Origin of the sequence: Pseudomonas segetis (assembly GCF_900188155.1) — a bacterium.
GTDB classification, from domain to species: domain Bacteria; phylum Pseudomonadota; class Gammaproteobacteria; order Pseudomonadales; family Pseudomonadaceae; genus Aquipseudomonas; species Aquipseudomonas segetis.
Genome location: NZ_FZOG01000001.1, coordinates 530,456 through 552,746 on the forward strand (window position 1 = coordinate 530,456; position 22,291 = coordinate 552,746).

General features: G+C 58.3%; 23 protein-coding genes and 1 riboswitch. Of the genes, 18 read left to right on the top strand and 5 right to left on the bottom strand.

Annotated elements, in window-relative coordinates; all coding sequences use genetic code 11:
* Window positions 1-38: 38 nt before the first annotated feature.
* Window positions 39-2,429, bottom strand: coding sequence for a glucose/quinate/shikimate family membrane-bound PQQ-dependent dehydrogenase (locus CHB79_RS02575; RefSeq protein ID WP_089358790.1), 2,391 nt, complete (start codon window positions 2,427-2,429; stop codon window positions 39-41).
* Window positions 2,430-2,741: 312 nt separating this feature from the next.
* On the opposite strand from CHB79_RS02575, the gene CHB79_RS02580 reads away from it, so the two are divergent.
* On the top strand, window positions 2,742-3,923 hold the full coding sequence (locus CHB79_RS02580; RefSeq protein WP_010485085.1) for a CaiB/BaiF CoA transferase family protein: 1,182 nt from the start codon (window positions 2,742-2,744) through the stop codon (window positions 3,921-3,923).
* Between the two features lie 32 nt (window positions 3,924-3,955).
* On the opposite strand, the gene CHB79_RS02585 is transcribed toward CHB79_RS02580, so the two are convergent.
* The 4 genes from CHB79_RS02585 to CHB79_RS02600 all read right to left on the bottom strand — a co-directional run bounded on the left by CHB79_RS02585 (window position 3,956) and on the right by CHB79_RS02600 (window position 6,836).
* Window positions 3,956-4,690 carry a S1 family peptidase gene (locus CHB79_RS02585; RefSeq protein ID WP_089358791.1) on the bottom strand — a complete coding sequence of 245 codons (735 nt, stop codon included), beginning with the start codon at window positions 4,688-4,690 and terminating at the stop codon, window positions 3,956-3,958.
* 157 nt (window positions 4,691-4,847) lie between these two features.
* Window positions 4,848-5,348, bottom strand: a complete 501-nt coding sequence (locus CHB79_RS02590) for a SprT family zinc-dependent metalloprotease (protein WP_010485089.1) — start codon at window positions 5,346-5,348, stop codon at window positions 4,848-4,850.
* A gap of 113 nt (window positions 5,349-5,461) precedes the next feature.
* A complete protein-coding gene (locus CHB79_RS02595) occupies window positions 5,462-6,061 on the bottom strand; it encodes a Yip1 family protein (RefSeq protein WP_010485091.1) in 600 nt (199 codons plus the stop codon).
* A gap of 166 nt (window positions 6,062-6,227) precedes the next feature.
* A complete protein-coding gene (locus CHB79_RS02600) occupies window positions 6,228-6,836 on the bottom strand; it encodes a DNA-J related domain-containing protein (RefSeq protein WP_089358792.1) in 609 nt (202 codons plus the stop codon).
* 403 nt (window positions 6,837-7,239) lie between these two features.
* Between CHB79_RS02600 and ttcA the strand changes: the two genes are divergently transcribed.
* The 17 genes from ttcA (at window position 7,240) to CHB79_RS02685 (ending at window position 22,287) form a co-directional block, all read left to right on the top strand.
* On the top strand, window positions 7,240-8,064 hold the full coding sequence (gene ttcA / locus CHB79_RS02605; protein WP_010485095.1) for a tRNA 2-thiocytidine(32) synthetase TtcA: 825 nt from the start codon (window positions 7,240-7,242) through the stop codon (window positions 8,062-8,064).
* A gap of 53 nt (window positions 8,065-8,117) precedes the next feature.
* Window positions 8,118-8,789, top strand: a complete 672-nt coding sequence (locus CHB79_RS02610) for a DNA-3-methyladenine glycosylase I (RefSeq protein ID WP_010485097.1) — start codon at window positions 8,118-8,120, stop codon at window positions 8,787-8,789.
* 35 nt (window positions 8,790-8,824) lie between these two features.
* Window positions 8,825-9,613 carry an NAD-dependent deacylase gene (locus tag CHB79_RS02615; protein WP_089358793.1) on the top strand — a complete coding sequence of 263 codons (789 nt, stop codon included), beginning with the start codon at window positions 8,825-8,827 and terminating at the stop codon, window positions 9,611-9,613.
* 45 nt (window positions 9,614-9,658) lie between these two features.
* Entirely contained in the window at window positions 9,659-10,264 is a 606-nt protein-coding gene (locus CHB79_RS02620) for a C40 family peptidase (protein WP_010485101.1), read from the top strand.
* Window positions 10,265-10,402: 138 nt separating this feature from the next.
* Complete coding sequence (locus CHB79_RS02625; protein WP_083840247.1) at window positions 10,403-11,059, top strand: C40 family peptidase; 657 nt, start codon at window positions 10,403-10,405, stop codon at window positions 11,057-11,059.
* Window positions 11,060-11,100: 41 nt separating this feature from the next.
* A complete protein-coding gene (locus tag CHB79_RS02630; protein ID WP_010485104.1) occupies window positions 11,101-11,619 on the top strand; it encodes a C40 family peptidase in 519 nt (172 codons plus the stop codon).
* Between the two features lie 42 nt (window positions 11,620-11,661).
* Complete coding sequence (locus CHB79_RS02635; protein WP_089358794.1) at window positions 11,662-12,324, top strand: O-methyltransferase; 663 nt, start codon at window positions 11,662-11,664, stop codon at window positions 12,322-12,324.
* Window positions 12,325-12,346: 22 nt separating this feature from the next.
* Complete coding sequence (locus CHB79_RS02640; RefSeq protein ID WP_010485108.1) at window positions 12,347-12,667, top strand: hypothetical protein; 321 nt, start codon at window positions 12,347-12,349, stop codon at window positions 12,665-12,667.
* 85 nt (window positions 12,668-12,752) lie between these two features.
* Window positions 12,753-12,982, top strand: a riboswitch (cobalamin riboswitch).
* Between the two features lie 129 nt (window positions 12,983-13,111).
* Entirely contained in the window at window positions 13,112-14,962 is a 1,851-nt protein-coding gene (btuB, locus tag CHB79_RS02645) for a TonB-dependent vitamin B12 receptor (protein WP_089358795.1), read from the top strand.
* Between the two features lie 55 nt (window positions 14,963-15,017).
* Window positions 15,018-15,590 (top strand): hypothetical protein, encoded by a 573-nt coding sequence (locus CHB79_RS02650; RefSeq protein ID WP_089358796.1) that lies wholly within the window; start codon window positions 15,018-15,020, stop codon window positions 15,588-15,590.
* Entirely contained in the window at window positions 15,587-16,198 is a 612-nt protein-coding gene (cobO, locus tag CHB79_RS02655) for a cob(I)yrinic acid a,c-diamide adenosyltransferase (RefSeq protein WP_089358797.1), read from the top strand. The genes CHB79_RS02650 and cobO overlap by 4 nt, the downstream gene beginning before the upstream one ends.
* On the top strand, window positions 16,195-17,487 hold the full coding sequence (locus CHB79_RS02660) for a cobyrinic acid a,c-diamide synthase CobB (protein WP_089358798.1): 1,293 nt from the start codon (window positions 16,195-16,197) through the stop codon (window positions 17,485-17,487). Before cobO ends, CHB79_RS02660 begins: the two co-directional genes overlap by 4 nt.
* Complete coding sequence (gene bluB / locus CHB79_RS02665; protein WP_089358799.1) at window positions 17,484-18,128, top strand: 5,6-dimethylbenzimidazole synthase; 645 nt, start codon at window positions 17,484-17,486, stop codon at window positions 18,126-18,128. Before CHB79_RS02660 ends, bluB begins: the two co-directional genes overlap by 4 nt.
* On the top strand, window positions 18,128-18,925 hold the full coding sequence (locus CHB79_RS02670; RefSeq protein WP_010485120.1) for a cobalamin-binding protein: 798 nt from the start codon (window positions 18,128-18,130) through the stop codon (window positions 18,923-18,925). The genes bluB and CHB79_RS02670 overlap by 1 nt, the downstream gene beginning before the upstream one ends.
* A complete protein-coding gene (gene cbiB / locus CHB79_RS02675) occupies window positions 18,922-19,830 on the top strand; it encodes an adenosylcobinamide-phosphate synthase CbiB (protein WP_089358800.1) in 909 nt (302 codons plus the stop codon). Before CHB79_RS02670 ends, cbiB begins: the two co-directional genes overlap by 4 nt.
* A complete protein-coding gene (gene cobD / locus CHB79_RS02680) occupies window positions 19,823-20,815 on the top strand; it encodes a threonine-phosphate decarboxylase CobD (protein WP_089358801.1) in 993 nt (330 codons plus the stop codon). The genes cbiB and cobD overlap by 8 nt, the downstream gene beginning before the upstream one ends.
* Window positions 20,812-22,287 carry a cobyric acid synthase gene (locus CHB79_RS02685; RefSeq protein ID WP_089358802.1) on the top strand — a complete coding sequence of 492 codons (1,476 nt, stop codon included), beginning with the start codon at window positions 20,812-20,814 and terminating at the stop codon, window positions 22,285-22,287. The genes cobD and CHB79_RS02685 overlap by 4 nt, the downstream gene beginning before the upstream one ends.
* Window positions 22,288-22,291: the final 4 nt, after the last annotated feature.

Genomic DNA, 22,291 nt, shown 5'->3' on the forward strand with positions numbered 1-22,291 from the left:
GCCCTCTTTTAGAGTTGATACAGCCGGTTTGAGCGCTGTTACTTTTTCGGCAAGGCAAAGGCCATTACATAATCGCCTTGCTTGGTGCCGAGCGAGCCGTGACCACCGGCAACCACCAGTACGTACTGACGGCCATCTTTGCCGGTGTAGGTCATCGGCGTGGTCTGGCCGCCTGCAGGTAGGCGACCTTCCCAAAGCTGCTTGCCGTTACGCACATCGTAGGCGCGCAGGTATTGGTCGAGCGTACCGCTGAGGAAGGCAACACCGGCCTCTGTGGTGATGGTTCCACCAAGGCTAGGCACGCCCATCGGCAGCGGCAAGGGAACAGGCGAGCTGTCACGAACCGTACCGTTCTTGTGCTGCCAGATAACCTGGTTATTGGTCAGGTCAACCGCCGCGATATAACCCCAGGGCGGCGATTGGCAAGGCAGGCCCAGTTGCGACAGCAACGGCTGCAGGATCACGCCATAGGGCGCGCCTTTGTTTGGTTGCACGCCTTCGGTTTCGCTCTTGCGTGCCGGGCCGCCTTCTACGGCTTCGCTGGGCACCAATTGCGAGGTGAATGCCATGTAGTTGGGGTTCACTATGGCGATCTGACGCTTAGGATCAACTGAAATGCCACCCCAGTCGAACACGCCAAAGTTACCGGGATAGACAATTGAACCCTGCAGCGAAGGTGGTGTGTAGATGCCTTCATAGCGCAGTGACTTGAACTGGATGCGGCAAAGCATCTGGTCAAATGGCGTGCCGCCCCACATGTCCTTCTCGGTCAGGGTCTTGGGCATGAAGTTGAGTTCCGACATGGGCTGTGTCGGCGAAGTGAAGTCGCCTTCGACTGCCCCCTGCGGAACCGGAGTTTCATTGACCGGAACAATGGGCTTGCCCGTGGCACGGTCAAGCACATAGATGCTGCCCTGTTTGGTCGAGGCCATCAGCGCGGGCTTGATGCCATCGGCTGTTTTGATATCAACCAGGGTCGGCTGGCCGCCAATGTCCATGTCCCACAAGTCGTGGTGGGTCATCTGGAAAGTCCAGCTGACTTTGCCGGTCTTGATGTCCAGCGCCGTGACGCCAGCGCTGTAGGTTTCGGATGCCTCGGACCGGTTGCCGCCCCATTGGTCGGGCATCTGGTTGCCCATTGGCAGGTACAGCAGGCCAAGCTTGTCGTCGATGCTCATCACCGACCACATGTTCGGCGAGTTGCGGGTGTAGGTTTCGCCTTCGGCAATGGGCGCAGTTGCTTCCGGCTTGCCGCTGTCCCAGTTCCACACCAGGTGGCCGTCTTTGACATCGTAGGCGCGAATCACCCCGGAAGGCTCATCGACCGACAGGTTGTCAGTCACATGACCGCCAATGATCACCAGGTCGCCACTGACGCCAGGCGGCGAGGTGGAGTAATAGCCACCTGGGGTGAAGCTGCCCATGTTGGCCGTCAGGTCAACGGTGCCATTGTCACCAAAGTCGCTGCAGACCTTGCCGGTGTCGGCGTTGATCGCCATCAGGCGAGTGTCGGCCGTAGGCAGGAACAGGCGGCGTGGGCAGGCGTTTTTCTCAGGCGCAGTGCTGGCCTGGGTTGCGTTCTTGTCTTCGTGGTAGGCAACTCCGCGACAGGTCATATGCGCCCAGCCCTTGAAGCTATCGGCATTTTGCGTGCTGAGCTTGGGGTCGAAACGCCAGATTTCCTTGCCGCTGTCCGGGTCGAGTGCGATTACCTGGCTGTGCGGCGTACAGACATAAAGCATGCCGTTGACTTTCAGCGGGGTGTTTTCCGCAGTGGTTTCCTGCGGGTCGTTCGGCCCTGGAATATCACCGGTGCGGTAGGACCAGGCCAGCTCCAACTGGCTGGCATTTTCTGGGGTGATCTGGCCCAGCGGTGAGTAGCGATCACCAAAGCTGGTGCGGCCGTATGCCTGCCAGTCGCCCTCAGGCATTTGTGGCGCTGCGCTTTTCACATCAGTGGTTGCACGGCTCAGCTCGCCCTTGATTTCACCGTTATAGCCGGTGAACTGGCTTGCGATTGCCACAGCTCCTGCCAGCACCACCGAGGCGCCAAGCAGCCCATTGGCCAGTGCAACAGGTTGTGGCTGTAACGGGCGGCGTAGCCAGGGCAACCACAGCAGCAAGCCGATGGCGAACCACAAGGACAGGCGTGGGACCAGTTGCCACCAGTCGAGGCCAACTTCCCAGAGCGACCAGCCAGTGCTGGCGAACAGGAATATTGCATAGATAATGATCACTGCCGGATGCAGGCGGAACAGGAAGAAGCCGCTGAGGCCAACGCCTATGCCCGCCAGCACGTAATACCAGGAACCACCCAGCAGGCCGAGGCGAATGCCTCCGATGAGTAATGCCAAGCCCATGATGAGCAATAGCCCAGCCAGCAGTTTGGCGGGTATTCGGCCGCGATTCCGTGCACCAGCAGTGCGCATATACAAGCTCCTGTTTGCGGATTTACAAGGGTGTTAACTGTTTGGCATCAATATAGATTATCGGAATGCCTGAACAGCGATTGGTTCAGTGTCGCAGAGCATTTTGCTATCACGCGTACTGCCAAATCGCTGCTCGTAATGGTTTGTGACAGTTGTCCATAGTACCTGACAGAAACAGTCAATGCAGGCTGAGCTTATGGGTCATTGAGGCGTGTATATACAGGGTCTAGGCTCAATAACCAGACAGTTAAATGATTTGGACTGCCTTGGCATGACTGTGTCGAGCCCAATAATCAGACTCAAGGAACTGTAATGACCGGTCCGCTCGCTTCGCTCAAAGTGCTGGATTTTTCGACCCTGCTACCGGGGCCATTTGCTTCGCTGCTGCTGGCTGACATGGGGGCGCAGGTGTTGCGCGTGGAGTCGCCGACGCGGACCGACCTGGTGCGTGTGTTGCCGCCTCATGTGGACGGCGTTTCAGCCAGCCATGCCTACCTTAACCGCAACAAACGCAGCATAGCACTGGATTTGAAGCAAGCCGCCGCGGTCGAGGTCGTCAGGCAGCTCGTGCAGGACTACGACATTGTTCTTGAGCAGTTTCGTCCCGGGGTCATGGACAAACTGGGGATCGGCTACCAGGCATTGAAGGCGATAAACCCCAGGCTGATCTACGTCTCCATTACCGGTTACGGGCAAACCGGGCCCTACAAGGATCGCGCCGGGCACGACATCAATTATCTGGCCCTGGCGGGTGTTGCCAGCTATACCGGGCGCAGCGAGTCCGGGCCCTTGCCGCTGGGCGTGCAGCTTGCAGATCTGGCGGGTGGCTCGCTACATGGTGTCATGGGGCTGCTGGCAGCCGTTATCCAGCGCAATGTCACAGGCGAAGGCCAGCATGTGGATATCAGCATGACGGACTGTGCGTTCAGCCTCAATGCCATGGCGGGTGCGGGGTATCTGGCCGCGGGTGTTGAGCCGGAAATGCAAAAGCAGGCGCTCAATGGTGGCAGTTTCTATGATTACTACCGCACGCGAGACGGTCGCTGGATTTCGGTGGGCAGCCTGGAACCGCAATTCATGCAGCAGTTTTGTGCGGCCATTGGCCGTCCTGAACTGGCGGCATCTGGTTTGTCGGCCAAACCCGAAGAGCAGCAGGCGCTCAAGCGCGAGTTGGAAATCGAGTTCGAGAAGCACGATTTTGACGAACTGTGCCAGCGTTTTGCGCAAATCGATGCCTGTGTTGAGCCGATGCTGAGCTTTTCCGAGGCCTGTGAACACCCGCAGGCAAAGGCCCGTGGCTTGATCACTGAAGTGCCGCGCCAGGGCTTGGCTGCGCAAAGACAGCTGGCCTGTCCGATCAAGTTTTCTGCTGGTCTGCCCGCGCCCCGGCATGTGGGAGTTGAGGTTGGCGCCCATACCGCTGAAGTGCTTGCTGAGCTGGGTTACAGCGAGCAGCAGATCACCGAGCTAAAGGCCAGCAAAGCTGCAATATGAGCGGCTGCTTGAGGGATAGCGCAATTTGCGGCTTAGTTTTGGGTCAGTGTCATCAATACATCGGCGTACCAGGTGCAGTTGAGTCCCAGGGCCTCATCCAGTTCAAGGTCTCGGGTTCCGACATCCAGGCGTGCGGAGTGGATGCCCAACAGCACCCAGGGCAACTGACCGAGCCTGTCCTTTTGCTCCGAGGTTGCGCGCATTACTACCGGGGCGCCGCTGATGCCACGGTGGGTGCGGGCATCGCTCAAAAAGTAACCCTCACCCTGGAATCTCAGGCCGAACGATGACGCGATAACCGCCTGCCTGACCACGGGAATGTGATGCAGGGTGTCGTGAAACCCCAGTGGAAAACCAACCACCAGCATCGAGCTGCCGACTTCGACCTGATCCAGTGAGTGCTGGAGATGTTCAGGCGTGTAGGCCTGATAGAACATTTGCTCGGGCAGGGCAGCGCGGTCGAGTTCGATGACGGCGACATCAATTTCCCCGGTGGCATCTTCAGCCTGGCGCCAGATGCTTTTGCCATCCAGGTACAGGGGGATCGAGAAACCGATTGATTCTGCAATATTGCCTGGATCGGTGTGCAGTTCGATTTCAATGCGATTGGGGTAATGCTCGGTTGCTGCATCGACCACCACGTGTCGGCTGGTCACCAAAAACAGCCGTTTATCCCGCTCGAAGTAAAAACCTGTAGCGTTGGTCAGGTGACGATCCTGGTCAAAGGTCGACAAACGAGTGGCCGTCAGCAAAATGGGTTCGATCATTAGCCTGTCCTTGCGCGAAGAGAAGGTGAGTATGCACCTTGCGAGCCTGCATGGGGCTTTGACGGGCATTCTGCGCAATAGTGCCGGTCAAGCAACTAACCGGCACCAGGCTGCCACCTTGGTCTTCGAGAGAAACAACTAAGTGGCCTGGCGAGGATTATTCGACGCGTTGCTCACCGGTGAAGCTCAGCGTCACCTTGCAGCGCCGGCAGAAGTAGCGTCGACCTTTGGCAACCAGCGCATGGCGTTGGGCCGAGAAGGGAAACTCACCCTTGGTGTCCGGGCAGGTACAGCGGTAGATATAACGCTGCACCTGGCGCCGCTGGACTGCGTAGTTGTGGCAGCGGTGGGGCGGCAGTTCGTAAACGCCACGCATGATCAGTTGCCACTCTTCGCCATGGGCCTGGATGCTCAAGCCAAACAACTGGTGGGCAATCAGGTGGGCAACTTCGTGGGCGACGGTTTGTTTTAGGAAATCTTGCTGGTTTTCACGGTAGAGCTGCAGGTTGAAACGCAGCTTGTTCTCCGTGAGATGGGCGACTCCAGCCTTTTGCCCACGCAGCTTGAAGCTGACTTCCGGGCGCGGGAAAGGTCGCTTGAAGAAAGCCTCGGCTTGCAGGTAACAGGCTTCAACGCGGTCGTGGATCTGTTCGGGCATTGGCTTCACAGCAACTAATCAGAGGCCCGATTATGCCCGTGCCAGACTGTTTCAGCAGCTATTAAGCGACGAAACCACCGGCTGGTGGTTTCGTCATTGGTTTGAGCCAGTGATCAACTGGTGTATTCAGGGCCAATTCCCAATCCCCAGAAGATGACCGATGCGGCAATCATCGCCACCAGCACCACCAGGCCAACGGCAAGCACTGAGCTTGAGAACATGAAACCCTCGTCCTCGGGAATGCTCATAAAGGTTGGAATGCCGACATAGAGCAGGTACACCGTGTAGCAAATGGCAACTGTGCCGAGCACCATGCCCAGCCACATGTGCGGATACAGCGCAGCCAAACCTCCTATGAATAGCGGGGTTGCGGTATAAGCGGCGAACACCACGCAGCGGGTGAGTGATGGCGTGGCGTCATAGGTGCGTGCCATCCAGTGGATAAACGCGCCCATGACTGCAACTCCGGCAAGCATGGCGATGTAGGACAGAATGGTGAGATACAGGGCGCTGCTTTCGGTGAGCATCACCGGCTCGCGTTGACCGATGGACCAGCCTACCTGCGTGGTTCCGATATAGGCCGATACTGCGGGAATGGCAGCAAGCACCAGTACATGGGTGAGATACATGTGGCTGATGGATTCTTCCTCGCCACGTATTTCTTGCCATTCTTGGTCGGGATGGGTGAAGAGCCCCCAAACATGGTGGATCATACCAGGCACCTCCTCTTGTTATCCGATCGCCCCCCAGCGAAGTGCCCGAGACGCATGGGCAGCGTTGCCGGGTACAGGCCAATTTAAATGCGACCGTATGTCGCAGTATAGGCAGAGGCTGGCGAAAATGAGGGGTATTGGCTTAGAGCAAATTGCTCTGTACAGCTCACTGGTAATAGCGTGCAAGAATTTCCATGGCTTTGTTGATCGACTGCAAGCGCTCTGTATTGCCGCCCCGGTCCGGGTGGTGGATGCTGACCAACTGCCGATAGCGCTGCTTGATCCGGGTCAGGTCGAGGGCTTCAGCGCTGTGCTGAAGCTCGAACAGTTCAAGTGCCGCCAGTTTCTCATCGCCACCTTGCATTCGCGTCCAGAAACTCGCCAATAACTTTTCAACATCCCGTTCCTCGATGCCGCGCAGGTTGTCCATATCCAGGTAGTAGCTACGCAGTGGATCATGTTCGCCCAGGGGCTGCTGGCCTGGCTTCTGGCTTGCTTGAAAGGGGCGCAGTTCGATCAGGATCGCGCTGATGTGCAACTCGGCGCTCTGTTGCTGCCAAAGCTGGTCGCGCAGTCGATAGAGCGCGTTGAACAACAGGAAGTGAGTGCGAAACAAGGCCAGCTTGTCGGTCAGCGGCAAATTGGGAATATGGGTTGAATGCAGGGCCTTTAGCTGCTGGATAAGCGCGTACTCGCTCAGCCCTTCGGGTGCGGCCTGCAACAGGCTCAGCACCTGCGCGGGTAAATCGAGTGTTGGATCAAGGGCTTCAGTCATGGGCCAAGCCTACCAACTGTGTCGCCCGCTGGCAGCGAATGATCAGCTCCAGTGGCGGTAACTGTGCCCAAAGTCTCATTTGCCGCCTGCACAGTTGAATCGCTGTACCAGGCGATTAGTGAGGTAGGGCAGCGCGCACAATCCAGGCAATCCTGAAAAACTACTGCGCTAGATATTACTGGGTTAAAAACCCTCGCCGCCTTTCGGCTGAATGCACTTGGGAGCGGCTCCGAAAGGGGGAGCGAAGCGCGTCAAATGCTCAATTACAGAACATAAAGTCGAGTGCGCCCCCGGTCGCTTTTTTGTGGTTTTTGCCTTGTCCTGTCGTCGCTTGCTACCTTTTTCGGAGGAACCCTAGGTAAACTGTCGGGCTTTAGTATTTCTATGCGGACACCAGCGCACCATGGGCACCCTCTCGGTCAATCAGAACAAATTGCAAAAACGTCTGCGTCGCCAGGCGGGCGAAGCCATTGCCGACTACAACATGATCGAAGATGGCGACAAGGTAATGGTGTGCCTGTCGGGTGGTAAAGACAGCTACACCATGCTCGATGTATTGCTGCACCTGCAGAAGGTTGCGCCGATCAAGTTTGAAATTGTCGCCGTGAACATGGACCAGAAGCAGCCCGGCTTTCCTGAGCATGTGTTGCCAGCCTACCTGGAGTCCCTTGGTGTGGCGTACCACATCGTCGAGAAAGACACCTATTCGGTGGTCAAGGAAAAGATACCTGAAGGCAAAACGACCTGTTCGCTGTGCTCGCGCCTGCGTCGCGGGACCTTGTATACCTTCGCCGATGAAATTGGTGCGACGAAAATGGCGCTGGGTCATCACCGGGACGATATTCTGGAAACCTTCTTCCTCAATATGTTCTACGGCGGCACCCTGAAGGCCATGCCGCCCAAGCTGCGTTCTGACGATGGTCGTAACGTGGTGATTCGTCCGCTGGCCTACTGCAACGAGGCCGATATCGAAGCCTATTCGACCCTCAAGGAGTTCCCCATCATTCCTTGTAACCTGTGCGGCTCGCAGGAAAACCTGCAACGCCAGGTGGTCAAAGACATGCTCCAGGAATGGGAGCGCAAAACCCCGGGACGCACCGAGATCATGTTCCGCGCCCTGCAGAACATCGTGCCCTCGCAACTGGCCGACCGGGAGCTGTTTGACTTCGCAAGCCTGAAGATCGATCAGGATGCGACGCCGCGCTTTGTGGATGTGATGAACCTCTAGGAAGCGCGCAAGCAGCGGCCGGGCAGCGCACACACAATTCACAAAGGTAATGCATGCGCGACTACAAGTGGCTCAATGAATATTGTCTAAACCGTTTTGGCTCTGCCGCCGAGCTTGAGGCGCACTTGCCCCAGCCTGAGTCGGCCGAGTACCTGCGCAGCATCAGCGATGATCGCTATCTGTCGGTGATGAGCTTGCGAGTGTTTCGCGCAGGCTTGCGCCACAGCGTGATAGACGCCAAATGGCCAGCGTTCGAACAGGTTTTCTTTGGGTTCGACCCCGAGAAAGTGGTGCTGATGGGGGCCGAGCGGATTGAAAACCTGATGCAGGACTCGCGCATCATCCGTCACTTGGGCAAGCTCAAGAGCGTGCCGCGCAATGCCCAGTTTATCCTCGATGTGCGCCACGAAAAGGGCAGCTTCGGTGAGTTGATCGCCAGTTGGCCAGTGACGGATATCGTTGGCCTGTGGAAGTATATCGCCAAGCACGGTGCGCAAATGGGTGGCTTGTCGGCACCGCGTTTTTTGCGCATGGTCGGTAAGGACACCTTTGTGCCGACCAACGACATGGTCGCGGCACTGAATGCCCAGGGCATTATCGACAAGGTGCCAACCAGTCTCAGGGACCTGGCAACAGTTCAGGCGGCGTTCAACACCTGGCATGAGCAAAGCGGGCGGCCGCTGTGTCAGTTGTCTACGATGCTGGCCTACACGGTTAATCATTGAGTGCGACCATTTGCCGCGCTGGCAAGGGGTAGAGGATGCTGAGCGAAATCGAACAACTGGCCCAGGCATTCAAATGCGCCGAGCGCGTATTGATTATCACGGGTGCAGGGCTTTCAGCAGATTCCGGCCTGCCAACCTATCGCGGCGTTGGTGGCTTGTATAACGGCAATACCGACGAAGGCGTGCCCATCGAAGCCGCGCTCAGCGGGCCTATGCTGCAACGGGACCCGGCATTGTGCTGGAAGTACCTGGCCGAGCTGGGTAGGGCCTGCCTTGGTGCGCAGCCCAATGCCGGGCACCAGGTTATCGCCGAGTTGCAAAGACTCAAGCCAGAGTGTTGGCTGCTGACCCAGAATATCGATGGCTTTCATCGTGCCGCAGGCAGCCCCGCAGAGCGACTGATAGAAATCCATGGCCAGCTTGCACCGCTGTATTGCCAGGTCTGTGGGCTGCAGGACAATCAACTGTCTGCTCGTCTGGAGCAGGCCTTGCCGCCCCTTTGTCGTCAGTGCGAGGGGGTGATGCGCCCGCCGGTGGTGTTGTTTGAAGAGATGCTGCCAGAAAAGGCCATCGCCACGCTGTATCAACAACTGGCCGAGGGTTTCGACCTGGTATTGAGCATCGGCACCAGTGCCAGTTTCGCGTATATTGTCGAACCTGTTCTGCGCGCCCGGGCCGTTGGTGGCTTTACGGCGGAAATAAACCCCTCGCGCACCGACCTGAGCGACAGTGTCGATGTCTATATCGCCGCGAAGGCCTTAGATGTTTTGCCGCAACTGCTAAGTCACATTTCAGACGATAGAATTTGCAAATCGACGCCATAGAAGGCATAGTCTCGCGAATTTATTAAATTCGACACGGCTGTGCCCATGCTAAAACGCTTCGCACCCCTCGTGCCTATTGCACTCACGGTTCTTCTGGCAGCCTGTGCTGGCCAGGCACCACAAACCCAGATCAATCAGCCTGAACCTCTGGCTGAGGCTGCTAATCCGGCGACGGAAGATTTTACCGACTTCACCGATGCGCTTGCTGCACAGAAGTCTTATCAGTTGCCACAGCTGGCCGACAGTATTCTCGAACATGGCCTTTCCCTGGTCGGTACCCGTTATCGCTGGGGCGGTAGCAGCGTCAAGTCAGGCTTCGACTGCAGTGGCTTCATCGGCTATTTGTTCGAAGAAGAAGCAGGCATGCAACTGCCGCGCTCTACCCGCGAGATGATCAATCTCGATGCGCCTATCGTTAAGCGTGATGAGCTGGAACCAGGCGACGTGGTGTTCTTCAGCACCAATGGTCGCGGCCGGGTAAGCCATGCCGGGATTTACCTGGGCGATGATCAATTTATCCACTCTGCCAGCCGGCGCAGTGGCGGGGTTCGGGTAGACAGCCTGCAAAGCCCCTACTGGAAGCGAACCTATATGGAAGCCAAGCGCGTACTGGCGATGGCTTCAACCGGGCAGGGTGTTACTGTCCGATAAGTTGTATGTGCAAAGGCGCTTCGGCGCCTTTTTCAATTTTGTTGGTGCTGGTTTTACCCAGGCTCACGGCTCGGGTCGGTCGTACTGTTTTTTCACTTTTTTGGCATCCGCAACCGCTGTTGCTGTTTGGGTTTCGTAATGCGCAGATCTCTACTCGGTATTTTGTTTTGTTGTTCTTTTGGGGTTCTGGCCAGTTTTTCAGCGCAGGCTACAGAGAAACACCTCGGCGCGCCAAAGGCTTCCCTGCCTAAAGCCGCTGCAGTCGTTAGCCGTGCGCAAGAGTTGATCGGCGTGCCTTATCGCTGGGGTGGCACCAATGTTCGCCGTGGTTTTGATTGCAGTGGCTTGATTGTCTACCTCTTTGGTAGCCAGGCGAATATCCACCTGCCGCGCACCACCGCGCAGATGATCAAGATGAAGGCGCCCAAGGTTGCCAAGAATGACCTGCGTGCAGGCGATGTTGTGTTCTTCAACCACAATGGGCGCGGGCGTGTCAGCCATATGGGGCTGTACATCGGCGAGGGACGCTTCATTCACGCGCCACGCACCGGCAAGACCATCCGTATCAGCAAGCTTGGCAGTGGCTATTGGTCGCGTCACTACATCGGGGCCAAACGCTTCCTCAACGGTGATGGCTCGCGGGACCAGCCAATGCTGGCTGTGCGCAAGAGTTCGCGGGACCAACCGACGCTCAGCCACAAGGCCGGTTTCACGCGCACGGTTCTCTCGGCACGCAAGCCATCGCGTGAGCAGCCGTTGCTCGCTTCACGCTCACACTTGCGTCATAAGCGATAGCGCGGCAGAGTAGGCGCACTAGGGAATAAGGTGCGCCTCGCATGACTCGACCGATCCGCATTGCATTGCTATCTCTTGCAGCGCTGCTCAGCGCCTGCTCCAGTCATCCTCCGACGCCGCAACCTGTCCCCCGAATAACCAATCCCGCCGCCAATGGTAATGCCGACGATGTGCTGATCCGAGCGATTGGCCTGGTTGGCACGCCATACCGTTACGGCGGCAACACTCCAGCTGGCGGATTCGATTGCAGTGGCCTGATTGGTTTCGTCTATCGTGATGCCGCAGGTATCAGCCTGCCACGCACCACCAGTCAACTGAGTCGGATGCGCGGGCAAAGCGTTAGCCGCAATAACCTGCAAAGTGGTGACCTGGTGTTCTTCGCCACCAGTGGTGGCAGCAAGGTCAGCCATGCGGGCATTTATGTCGGTGAGGGGCGGTTTGTACATGCCCCCTCCAGCGGTGGCACTGTGCGCCTTGACAGTTTGGCTAACAGCTATTGGCAGGGCGTCTACCTGGATGCCAAGCGGGTGTTTGGTCCCGAGCTTGCCCATAACCTGTAGGATCCGGGGCGTGACAATGATTTATTGCGAGCCACAAAGATCATGACCAATCGGACGCTCAACCTCGACGAACCCCTGTATCAGTACCTGCTCGATGTATCGCTGCGCGAATCGGAGTTGCTCAGGCAGTTGCGTGACGAGACCGCCGGGCTGGCCAATGCGCGTTGGCAAATAGCGCCCGAACAAGGCCAGTTCATGGCGTTGCTGGTCCAGTTGCTTGCACCCAGGCGCATCATCGAGGTTGGCACCTTCACGGGCTATAGCGCGATCTGCATGGCCCAGGCAATGCCCATGGGCGGGCAGCTCATTTGCTGCGACTTGCCAGCAGACTACAACGCCATTGCCGAGCGCTATTGGCAGCAAGCTGGGGTCAGTGAATGTATTGAGCAACGCTTGGCGCCAGCCTTGCAAACCCTGGCCGATCTAGAGGCTGAAGGACTCGCCGAGGCGGTCGATATGATTTTTATCGATGCCGATAAAGCCAATTATCCAGCGTATTTCGAGCAGGGGCTGCGCTTGCTCAAGCCGGGTGGCCTGCTGCTTTTCGACAATACCCTGTGGAGTGGGCGAGTGCTTGAGGTCGAGCCGCAAAGCGCGGATACCCGTGCAATTCAGGCACTAAACCAGCAACTTAAAAGTGACAGGCGAATTGATTTGTCGATGCTGCCGCTGGGCGACGGATTGACGCTCTGTCGCAAGCGTTAAACACTGTTGAGATAGTGCCGCCATGCCTGAACCGCTCCGCTTGCCCGCGCAGCCTCCTGCTTGTGAACTGTGCGCGCGCGATGCGCCCTTGACTCGCCATCATTTGATTCCCAGGTCTGTGCATAACAAAACCTATGTGCAAAAGCGCTACGCCAAGAGCGAGCGCATCACTGCAACCTTGTGGTTGTGTCGTGCCTGCCATAACCAGGTGCATCGCTTATTCACCGAGAAGGAGCTGGCGTTGACCTACAACAATAAGGAACGCCTGCTCAGTGACGAGCGCCTGAGCACCTTTGTGAGCTGGCTGTCTGCCAAGCCTGCGGGTTTTCACCCCCGTCACTGACCAGGCCTGGATGGTTTTCTGCTGAATCGGGCAATCGCAGGTTGCATGCGTATTGTTGTTTGACCTTCTGCTCGCAAGTCACTACTCTGCGCGACTTGCTTCAGGTGCCCTGTATTTACAGGGTGAAACAGGGAAGTCGGTGCGTTTCGCGTGTCCACGCCAAACAATTCCGACGCTGCCCCCGCAACGGTAAACGAGTCAAATCAAACGCTTTTTCAACCACTGTGCATTTGCATGGGAAGGTGCGTTTGTAGCTGTGCTGGCAACAGTGCTCTGCTCGTAAGCCCGGAGACCGGCCTGTCGCATGTTCACGGCACTGCGGAGGGCACTGTCGGGCGTAGCGTTTCCTGTACGTAGTTGCGTACCAGTGGCTATTGCGCCTGCTGTTCTCCGTATGCCTTCCCCAGCCAATGTCGCACGGGTGAGAGCGGCGGAGCATACACAATGAAGAGCAAGTCCTTTTTGACGTCGGCAGCAGTGGTGCTGTGCGGCGTTTCCAGCGGTTCCCAGGTTTTCGCAGCAGAGCCGAACCAGCTGGAAGATAGCGTGGTGACTGCCACGCGTACGGCACAAACGGCCGAACAGAGCCTGTCTGCCATCACTGTATTCGACCGCGCGGATATCGAGCAAAGCCAGGTCAATTCCGTTCCTGAATTATTACGCAAGGTCCCGGGTGTTTCACTGGCCAACAACGGCGGTCCGGGCAAGTCGACCTCACTGTTTATGCGTGGCACCGAGTCTGACCATGTGTTGGTGATGATCGACGGAGTCAAGATCGGTTCCGTCAGTTCGGGTGGTGCAGCCCTGCAGGATCTGCCGCTTGAACTGATCGAGCGGATCGAGGTAGTGCGCGGCCCTCGTTCGAGTCTCTATGGCTCGGAAGCAATCGGCGGCGTTATCCAGATCTTTACCCGCAAAGGCCGCAGCGGTGGTGCCAAGCCGTTTTTTTCAGCAGGTTATGGAACCCACGACAGCTACACCGGCAGCGCAGGTGTTTCCGGTGGCGATGACAAGGCCTGGTACAGCCTTGGGGTCAGCAGTTCCGACACCGACGGCATCAACGTCAAGTCGGCAAATGTCAGTGGTTATGAAAGCGACGATGATGGCTATCGCAACCTGTCGGGCAGCCTGAGTGCCGGTTACCGTTTCGACAACGGTCTCGAGCTGGACGGCAATGTACTTAAAGCCAAGTCGCACAATGATTACGACAGCGTCAACCGCAGTCGCACTTCAGGCTTCAACGCCAATGCCGATGGCGAGTCCAATGTCTATGGCGGCCGTGCCCGTTTCTCTCCGTTCGATATCTGGCAGGTCACCTTGCAGGTCGGGCGCAGTGAGGACAAGTCCGATGCCTACACAGATGGCAGCTTCAACTCGCGTTTCGACAGTCGCCGCGATACCGCCAGCTGGCAGAACGATCTGAGTATTGCCGAGGGACAGACCCTGACCCTGGGCACTGACTACCAACGCGATGAAATCAGTGGCAGCACCGATTACGACAGCGATTCACGCGACAACAACGGCTACTTCATCCAGTACCTGGGCGATGTGGGCCGTCATGACTGGCAACTGGCGTTGCGCCGTGATGATAACGAGCAGTTTGGTGACCACCAGACAGGCAATATCGCTTATGGCTTTGCCCTGACCGACTGGTTGCGCAGCACCGTCAGTTACGGCACTGCGTTCAAGGCGCCGACCTTCAATGAGCTGTATTTCCCCGACTACGGCAACCCAAACCTGGATGCCGAAACCTCGCAGAGCCTGGAAATTGGCCTGACCGGTCAGCACGCCTGGGGGCATTGGTCGATTAATGCGTTCCGCAATGAAATTGACGACCTGATTGCCTACGACTCCTCGATCCAGGGGCCTTCGAACGTCGATAAAGCCCGTATCAACGGTGTTGAACTGGTGGTCGCCAGTCAGTTGCTGGGGTTCGACTGGAACGCCAACTACACACTGATGGACCCGGAAAACCAGTCGAGCGGAGCCAATGATGGCAATGAACTGGCGCGGCGTGCCAAGCAATTGTTCAACCTGGATGTTGACCGCCGGATCGGCAGGTTCAGCATCGGCGGCACTGTGCACGCTGAGGGGCAACGCTACGACGACTTGGCCAACACCAAGGAATTGTCGGGGTTCGCCACGGTTGACCTGCGTGGTGAGTATCGCCTGACCGAGGAATGGCGCCTGCAAAGCCGGGTAGCGAACTTGCTCGGTGCCGATTATGAAACTGCCGAAGGCTATAACCAGCCAGGCCAGGCCGTGTATTTCAGCGTGCGCTACCAAGCGCTGTAGCGGATAGAAACTGCCCGGAGCGTCCCAGGGCGTTGCGGGCTGCCAACAGGAGAAAATGATGAACCTTTCACCACGTCACCAATTGCTGCTCGGCCTTGCGCTTGCGGCCTTGATGGCCATGACCCGGGGCCAGCATTTCGCCACGGTCAACCTGCCTAGCGCATCCTGGGCTGTATTCTTCCTGGCGGGTGTCTTGCTCAAGCCGCGCTGGGTTTTTCCCGTGCTGTTTCTTGAGGCGTCGCTGCTGGATATGGCCGCTGTGCAATGGGCAGGCGTGAGTGACTGGTGCATGTCGCCTGCCTACTGGATGCTGGTTCCAGCCTATGGCTCGCTGTGGCTGGGTGGGCGTTTGTATGCTGGCATGCACCGCCAGCAGTTGAGCAATCTGCTGTTGCTGGCAGCTGTTGTTTCGGTGAGCGCCTTTGTCTGCTACCTGTTTTCAGGGGGCGGTTTCTTGTTTTTCTCGGGTCGTTACCCGGACCCAAGCCTGGCCCAGTTGGGCGAGCGGATCGGGGTGTATTACCCGCGCAACCTGACCAGCATGGCCTTGTATGTGGGAGCAGCCTGCATCCTGTTCATTAGCTTGCAGGCAGCGTTCGCCGGACGTAAATCCGAGGTGCAGTCATGAGTGAGTCAAGTGAACGCGATGCTCGCCATAAAGCGCGAATGGAGCGCAAGAAAGCCCTGATCGACGAAAAAATTGCTCAGGCCCAGGATGAATATGGCTTGTTGTTGGTGCATACCGGCAATGGCAAGGGTAAAAGCAGTTCTGCGTTCGGCATGGTCGCTCGCGCCCTGGGGCATGGCTATAAAGTGGGTGTAGTGCAGTTCATCAAAGGTGCGGCGAGCACCGGCGAAGAGGCTTTCTTTCGCCGTTTTCCGGACGAAGTCAGTTACCACGTCATGGGCGAAGGCTTCACCTGGGAAACCCAGGATCGTCAGCGCGACATCGAAAAAGCCCGTGAGGCCTGGGCGGTTGCCGCACAGTTGCTGCGCGATCCAGAGGTCATGCTGGTGGTGCTCGATGAACTCAATATTGCGCTCAAGTATGGTTATCTCGAGCTTGAAACCGTACTGGCGGATATCGAAGCCCGGCCGTTGTTGCAACACGTGGTAGTGACCGGGCGGGGCGCTTTGCCGGGAATGATTGAAGCGGCGGACACCGTGACCGACATGACCCTGGTCAAGCATGCATTCAAGGCGGGGGTGAAGGCGCAGAAAGGGGTTGAGTTTTGACCGCGCGCCAATGCCCGGCGCTGTTGATCGCCGCGCCTGCTTCCGGGCAAGGCAAGACCACGGTTACCGCTGCGCTGGCACGTTTGTACTCGCGTCAAGGCAAGCGGGTTCAGGTGTTCAAGTGTGGCCCGGACTTTCTTGATCCGATGATCCTGGCGCGCGCTTCCGGCCTGCCGGTGTATCAACTGGATTTATGGATGGTTGGCGAGCCTGAAAGCCGGCGTTTGTTGTGGCAAGCGGCGGGCGATGCCGATTTGATCTTGATCGAAGGCGTCATGGGCCTGTTCGATGGCTCACCCTCGGCTGCTGATCTTGCCCGGCACTTTGCGGTGCCGGTCATGGCGGTTATCGATGCCTCGGCCATGGCGCAGACCTTTGCCGCATTGGCCCATGGGCTGGCCAGTTTCCAGCCTGGGTTGCCCTTTTCCGGGGTTTTGGCCAATCGTGTTGGCAGCGAGCGTCACGGGCAGATCCTGGCCGACGCATTGCCCGAGTCCATTCGCTGGTATGGCGCCTTGCCGCGCAGTGCCGAGATGGAGTTGCCCAGCCGCCACCTGGGCCTGGTGCAGGCTGACGAACTGGCTGATCTGGATGCCAGGCTGGATGCCGCCGCCGATGCGCTGGCCGCCAGTGCGCAAGTTGAATTGCCGCCGCCGGTTGCGTTTCCAGCGCCTCAAGTGCATTCCATTGAGCCGCTGTTGGCTGGCGTGCGGATTGGTGTTGCGCGGGACGCCGCTTTTGCCTTTTTGTATCAGGCCAACCTGGATGTATTGCGTCAACTCGGCGCCACCCTGTGCTTCTTTTCTCCCCTCGACGACATTGCGCTGCCTCGGGTAGACAGCCTGTATTTACCGGGCGGTTATCCTGAGTTGCACTTGCAGCAACTGGCTGCGAACCAGGGCATGGCCACGGCTATCAGGCAGCATCATGGCGCAGGCAAGCCGATTTTGGCCGAGTGCGGCGGCATGCTCTATTTACTTGAGTCCTTGACCGACAAGCAAGGTGAGACCGGCATCATGCTGGGGTTGCTCAAGGGGCGGGCGACGCTGCAGCCGCGCTTGACTGCATTGGCCTTGCAAGAAGTCGAGTTGCCAGAGGGCGTGCTGCGTGGGCACAGTTATCATCACTCCTCCCTGGAAGGCGATTTGCCGGAGATCGCACGTGGCGAGTGCCCCAATTACCGGCGCACGCGCGAAGCGGTTTACCGTCAGGCTCGCCTGACAGCCTCCTATATTCATTTCTATTTTGCTTCCAACCCCCATGCGGTTGCCGAGTTGTTGCGACCATGAGTGATCAGGCCTACAGCGCCGCTGACCGCGCGGCGATCTATCGGGTGATTGCCGAACGACGTGATATGCGCCATTTCAGTGGCGGCCAGGTCGCTCCGGAGTTGCTGGCCAGGTTGCTTGAGGCCGCGCATCAGGCGCCGAGCGTTGGGCTGATGCAACCCTGGCGATTCATCCGCATCACCCAGGCGCAAACCCGCGAGGCGATTGCCGGGTTGGTTGAACAAGAGCGTGTGCGTACGGCTGAAGCGCTCAACGAGCGTTCCGATGAGTTTATGCAGCTCAAGGTCGAGGGTATTCGCGAATGTGCCGAGCTGTTGGTGGTAGGCCTGATGGACCGCCGTGAAGCGCATGTTTTCGGGCGACGCACATTGCCAGAGATGGATTTGGCCTCTGTGGCCTGTGCGATTCAGAATATGTGGCTGGCCGCACGTTCCGAAGGGTTGGGGATGGGCTGGGTGTCACTTTTTGATCCTCAAGCCCTAGGCACACTACTGGGCATGCCAGTTGGCAGTAAGCCACTCGCCGTCTTGTGTCTCGGGCCTGTGAATGAGTTCTACCCGCAACCGATGTTGCAGGCGCAAGGTTGGGCACAGCCGCGTGAGTTGGAAAACCTGTTGTTTGAAGACCGATGGGGAGCGTGATGCTGGGGCCACAACGTATAGTCTGCTTGTCAACCGAAACCTGTGAAACCCTTTACCTGCTAGGCGAACAGTCGCGCATCGCTGGAATTTCAGGCTTTACCATGCGTCCACCCCAGGCCCGCAAGGAAAAACCCAAGGTCAGTGGTTTCACCAGCGCCCGGCTGGAGATGATTCTCGCCCTGCAACCAGACCTGGTGCTTGGCTACAGTGATCTGCAGGCCGATATCGCGGCTGACCTGGCCCGTGCCGGACTGGAAGTCCACCTGTTCAATCAGCGTGATATCAATGGCTGTCTGCGCATGATCGAAACCCTGGGTGCGCTGGTGCATGCCAATGATCGAGCCAGCCAGTTGATAAACGAGTTAATGGCCGGGCTGCAACAGATCAGGCAAGTTGCCGAGCAACTGGCTTTCCGCCCTAAAGTCTACTTTGAGGAGTGGAACGAGCCGCTGATAAGCGGGATTGGTTGGGTCAGTGAATTGATCACGCTGGCGGGCGGGGACGACTGCTTTGCCGAGCTGGGCCATCTCAAGGCGGCCAAGCAGCGGATTATCGCCGATCCGGCCGAGGTCATTCGTCGTGCGCCCGACCTGATAATAGGTTCATGGTGCGGCAAGCCTTTCCGACCTGAACAGGTGGCTGCGCGTCCGGGTTGGGAAAATATTCCGGCCGTGCGCAATCAACAGCTGCATGAGATCAAATCGGCAGATATCCTCCAGCCCGGTCCTGCTGCACTCACAGATGGCGTGCAGCAGCTACAGGCATTGATAAGAGGTTGCGTAGAAGCGCGCGGATGAGTTTGTTTTTGAGCACTGTTGCAGCGGTGGCAGCCGATGCGATCTTTGGTGAGTCCAAGGGTTGGCATCCCTTGGTGGCTTTTGGTCAGTGGGCCGAGCGAATTGAACAGCGGTTTAATCCGTCGGGCGCTGGCTGGCGCAGTCATGGTGTCAGTGCCTGGTGCCTTGCGGTCTTGCCATTGACCCTTTTGACCTGGTTGCTTAGCCAGGTGTCAGCCTTTGGTTGGTTTGTCGAAATAGTCGCGCTGTACATTGCCCTGGGCTTGCGCAGTCTTGGTGAGCATGCACGACCCATAGTGCAGGCCTTGCGCCTGGGTGATCTGAGCCTGGCGCGTGAGCGGGTGGGGCACATGGTCAGCCGCAACACGGAGCAGCTTGATGCCAGCGGGGTGGCGCGGGCAGGTACCGAGTCGGTTTTGGAAAACGGCAGCGATGCCGTGTTTGCCGCCTTGTTCTGGTTCATTATCGCCGGTGCGCCCGGGGTGGTGCTCTATCGCCTGAGCAACACCCTGGATGCGATGTGGGGCTATCGCAATCAACGCTTTGAGCGCTTTGGCTGGGCGGCGGCGAAGATCGACGATGCACTTAACTACATTCCCGCACGCCTGGTTGCCCTGACGTATTCATTGCTTGGCCATACCCGGCAGGGCTTGCGTTGCTGGCGCCAGCAGGCGCCGCTATGGGACAGCCCAAATGCGGGGCCGGTCATGGCGGCTGGAGCAGGCGCCTTGAATGTGCAATTGGGTGGCGCGGCGCAGTACCACGGCCAGATGCACCAGCGGCCCGACCTTGGGGCTGGGCCGCAGGCTCGCGCCGCTGATATCGAACGGGCGCTCAACCTGGTTTGGGGTGGTGTAGTGCTTTGGTTGTTGTTGCTCGGTGCCTGGGAATTGTTCAGTGCTTGAGCACGGCGGACGCTTGCGCCTGGCCGCGTTGCAATACGGCATCGCGCTACCGGACTGGCTGGATTTGTCTACCGGTGTTGCCCCCTATGGCTGGGCGCTGCCTGATATTCCTGCGTCCGCCTGGCAGCGATTGCCAGAGCCCGAGGATGGTCTGGAAGCGGCGGCACGCGATTATTATGGCTGCAGTTCGCTTTTAGCTGTGGCCGGTTCGCAAGCTGCAATCCAGGCGCTACCCCGGCTACGTCGTAGGTCGGTGGTCGGCATGCTGGCGCTGGCCTATGCCGAACATGCTGCTGCATGGCGCCGTCATGGACACAAGTTGCTCAGCTTCAGCGAAGCCAGTATCAATCGCGCCATTGATCGCCTGGATGTGCTGGTGCTGGTCAATCCGAATAACCCGACCGGACGCCTTATCGAACCCGAGCAATTGCTGGCATGGCATGCGCGTCTTGCCGAGCGCGGCGGCTGGCTGGTGGTCGACGAGGCGTTTATCGACTGTACCCCGGAGCAAAGCCTGGCCCGCTTCAGCCATCTGCGGGGGCTGATTGTGCTGCGATCCTTTGGCAAGTTCTTCGCCATGGCGGGTGCGCGTCTTGGCTTTGTCCTGGCGCAGCAACCCTTGCTTGAGGGGCTTGCCGAGATGCTCGGGCCCTGGCCGATCAGTGGACCGACCCGGGTGATGGCAACGGCCTTGCTCAGGGATTTTGAAGGCCAGTCTGCGCAGCGCCAACGCTTGCTTACCGATTCTCAGCGCCTTGGTGAGCTGCTGGCAAATCAAGGGTTGCCAGCCCTGGGCGGGTGCTCGTTATTCCAGTGGGTTGCCACTGAGCGAGCCTCGCAACTGCATGGGTGTTTGGCCAATCAAGGTATTTTGCTGCGCCACTTCCAGCAGCCGGAAAGTCTGCGTTTTGGCCTGCCTGCCGATGAGTCGGGCTGGCAGCGTCTGGCGATAGCGCTTGAGAGATTCAATGAGAGTTTGGGATGAATGACAATCAGCAGCCTGGCACCACGTTAATGGTGCAGGGCACGACTTCCGATGCGGGGAAAAGTACCCTGGTGACAGCACTGTGCCGCTGGTTGCGGCGCCAGGATGTCAGAGTAGTGCCATTCAAGCCGCAAAACATGGCGCTTAATAGCGCGGTGACAGCAGATGGTGGCGAGATCGGTCGTGCCCAGGCCGTGCAAGCGCAGGCGGCAGGCTTGGCCCCGCATACCGATATGAACCCGATATTGCTCAAGCCGAGCAGTGATACCGGTGCCCAGGTGATCATCCATGGTCGGGCGATCAGCAACATGGATGCGCTGGCCTATCACGATTACAAGAAGGTCGCGATGAACGCTGTGCTGGAGTCGCACCAGCGTTTGCGCGCAGCCTATCCAGTGGTCATGGTCGAAGGCGCCGGCTCACCTGCGGAAATCAATTTGCGTGCGGGTGATATCGCCAACATGGGCTTTGCCGAAGCGGTCGATTGCCCGGTCATCCTGATTGCCGATATCGACAAGGGTGGAGTCTTTGCCCACCTGGTCGGTACCTTGGCGCTGCTGTCGGAAAGCGAGCAGGCGCGGATCAAAGGCTTTGTGATCAACCGTTTTCGCGGTGACATCGCCTTGCTGCAACCTGGGCTCGACTGGCTCGAAGCGCGTACCGGCAAGCCGGTTTTGGGGGTGTTGCCCTATTTGATGGATTTTCACCTCGAAGCCGAAGATGCAATTGATACGCGACAAATCAGCAAGGCCGAGCAGGTCTTGCGGGTGATAGTCCCGGTCTTGCCGCGTATCAGCAATCACACCGACTTTGATCCGCTGCGCCTGCATCCACAGGTCGAGCTGACCTTTGTCGGGCCGGGCCAGCCCATACCCGCTGCCGACTTGATTATCCTGCCAGGCTCGAAAGCCGTGCGTGCGGACCTCGCATTCTTGCGCGAGCAGGGTTGGGACCTGGCTATAACCAAACACCTGCGTTATGGCGGCAAAGTGCTGGGCATCTGCGGCGGCTTGCAGATGCTCGGCCAGCAGATTGATGATCCCCACGGGCTTGAAGGTGCGCCTGGCAGCAGCGCGGGCCTGGGTTTGCTGGGCATCGACACAGTGCTTGAATCGCACAAGCAATTACGCAATGTCTCTGGGCGGCTGCTGGCGAGCGGCGAGGCCATCAGTGGTTATGAGATCCATGCGGGTGTCAGCCTGATCGCCCCTGAGCTGGCACCGGCGATCGAACTGGATGATGGCCGCAGCGACGGAGCCATCAGCGCCGATGGACAGATTCTGGCGACCTACCTGCATGGCTTGTTCGAGTCGCCATCGGCCTGTTCGGCACTGCTGCGCTGGGCGGGCTTGTCTGAGGTCGAAGAGGTTGGTTACCAGGCCTTGCGCGAGCGCGACATCGAGCGGCTGGCCGATATGGTCGAGGCGCACCTTGATTGTGCCGCGCTGAAAAACCTGTGCGGCTTAAGCTGATGTT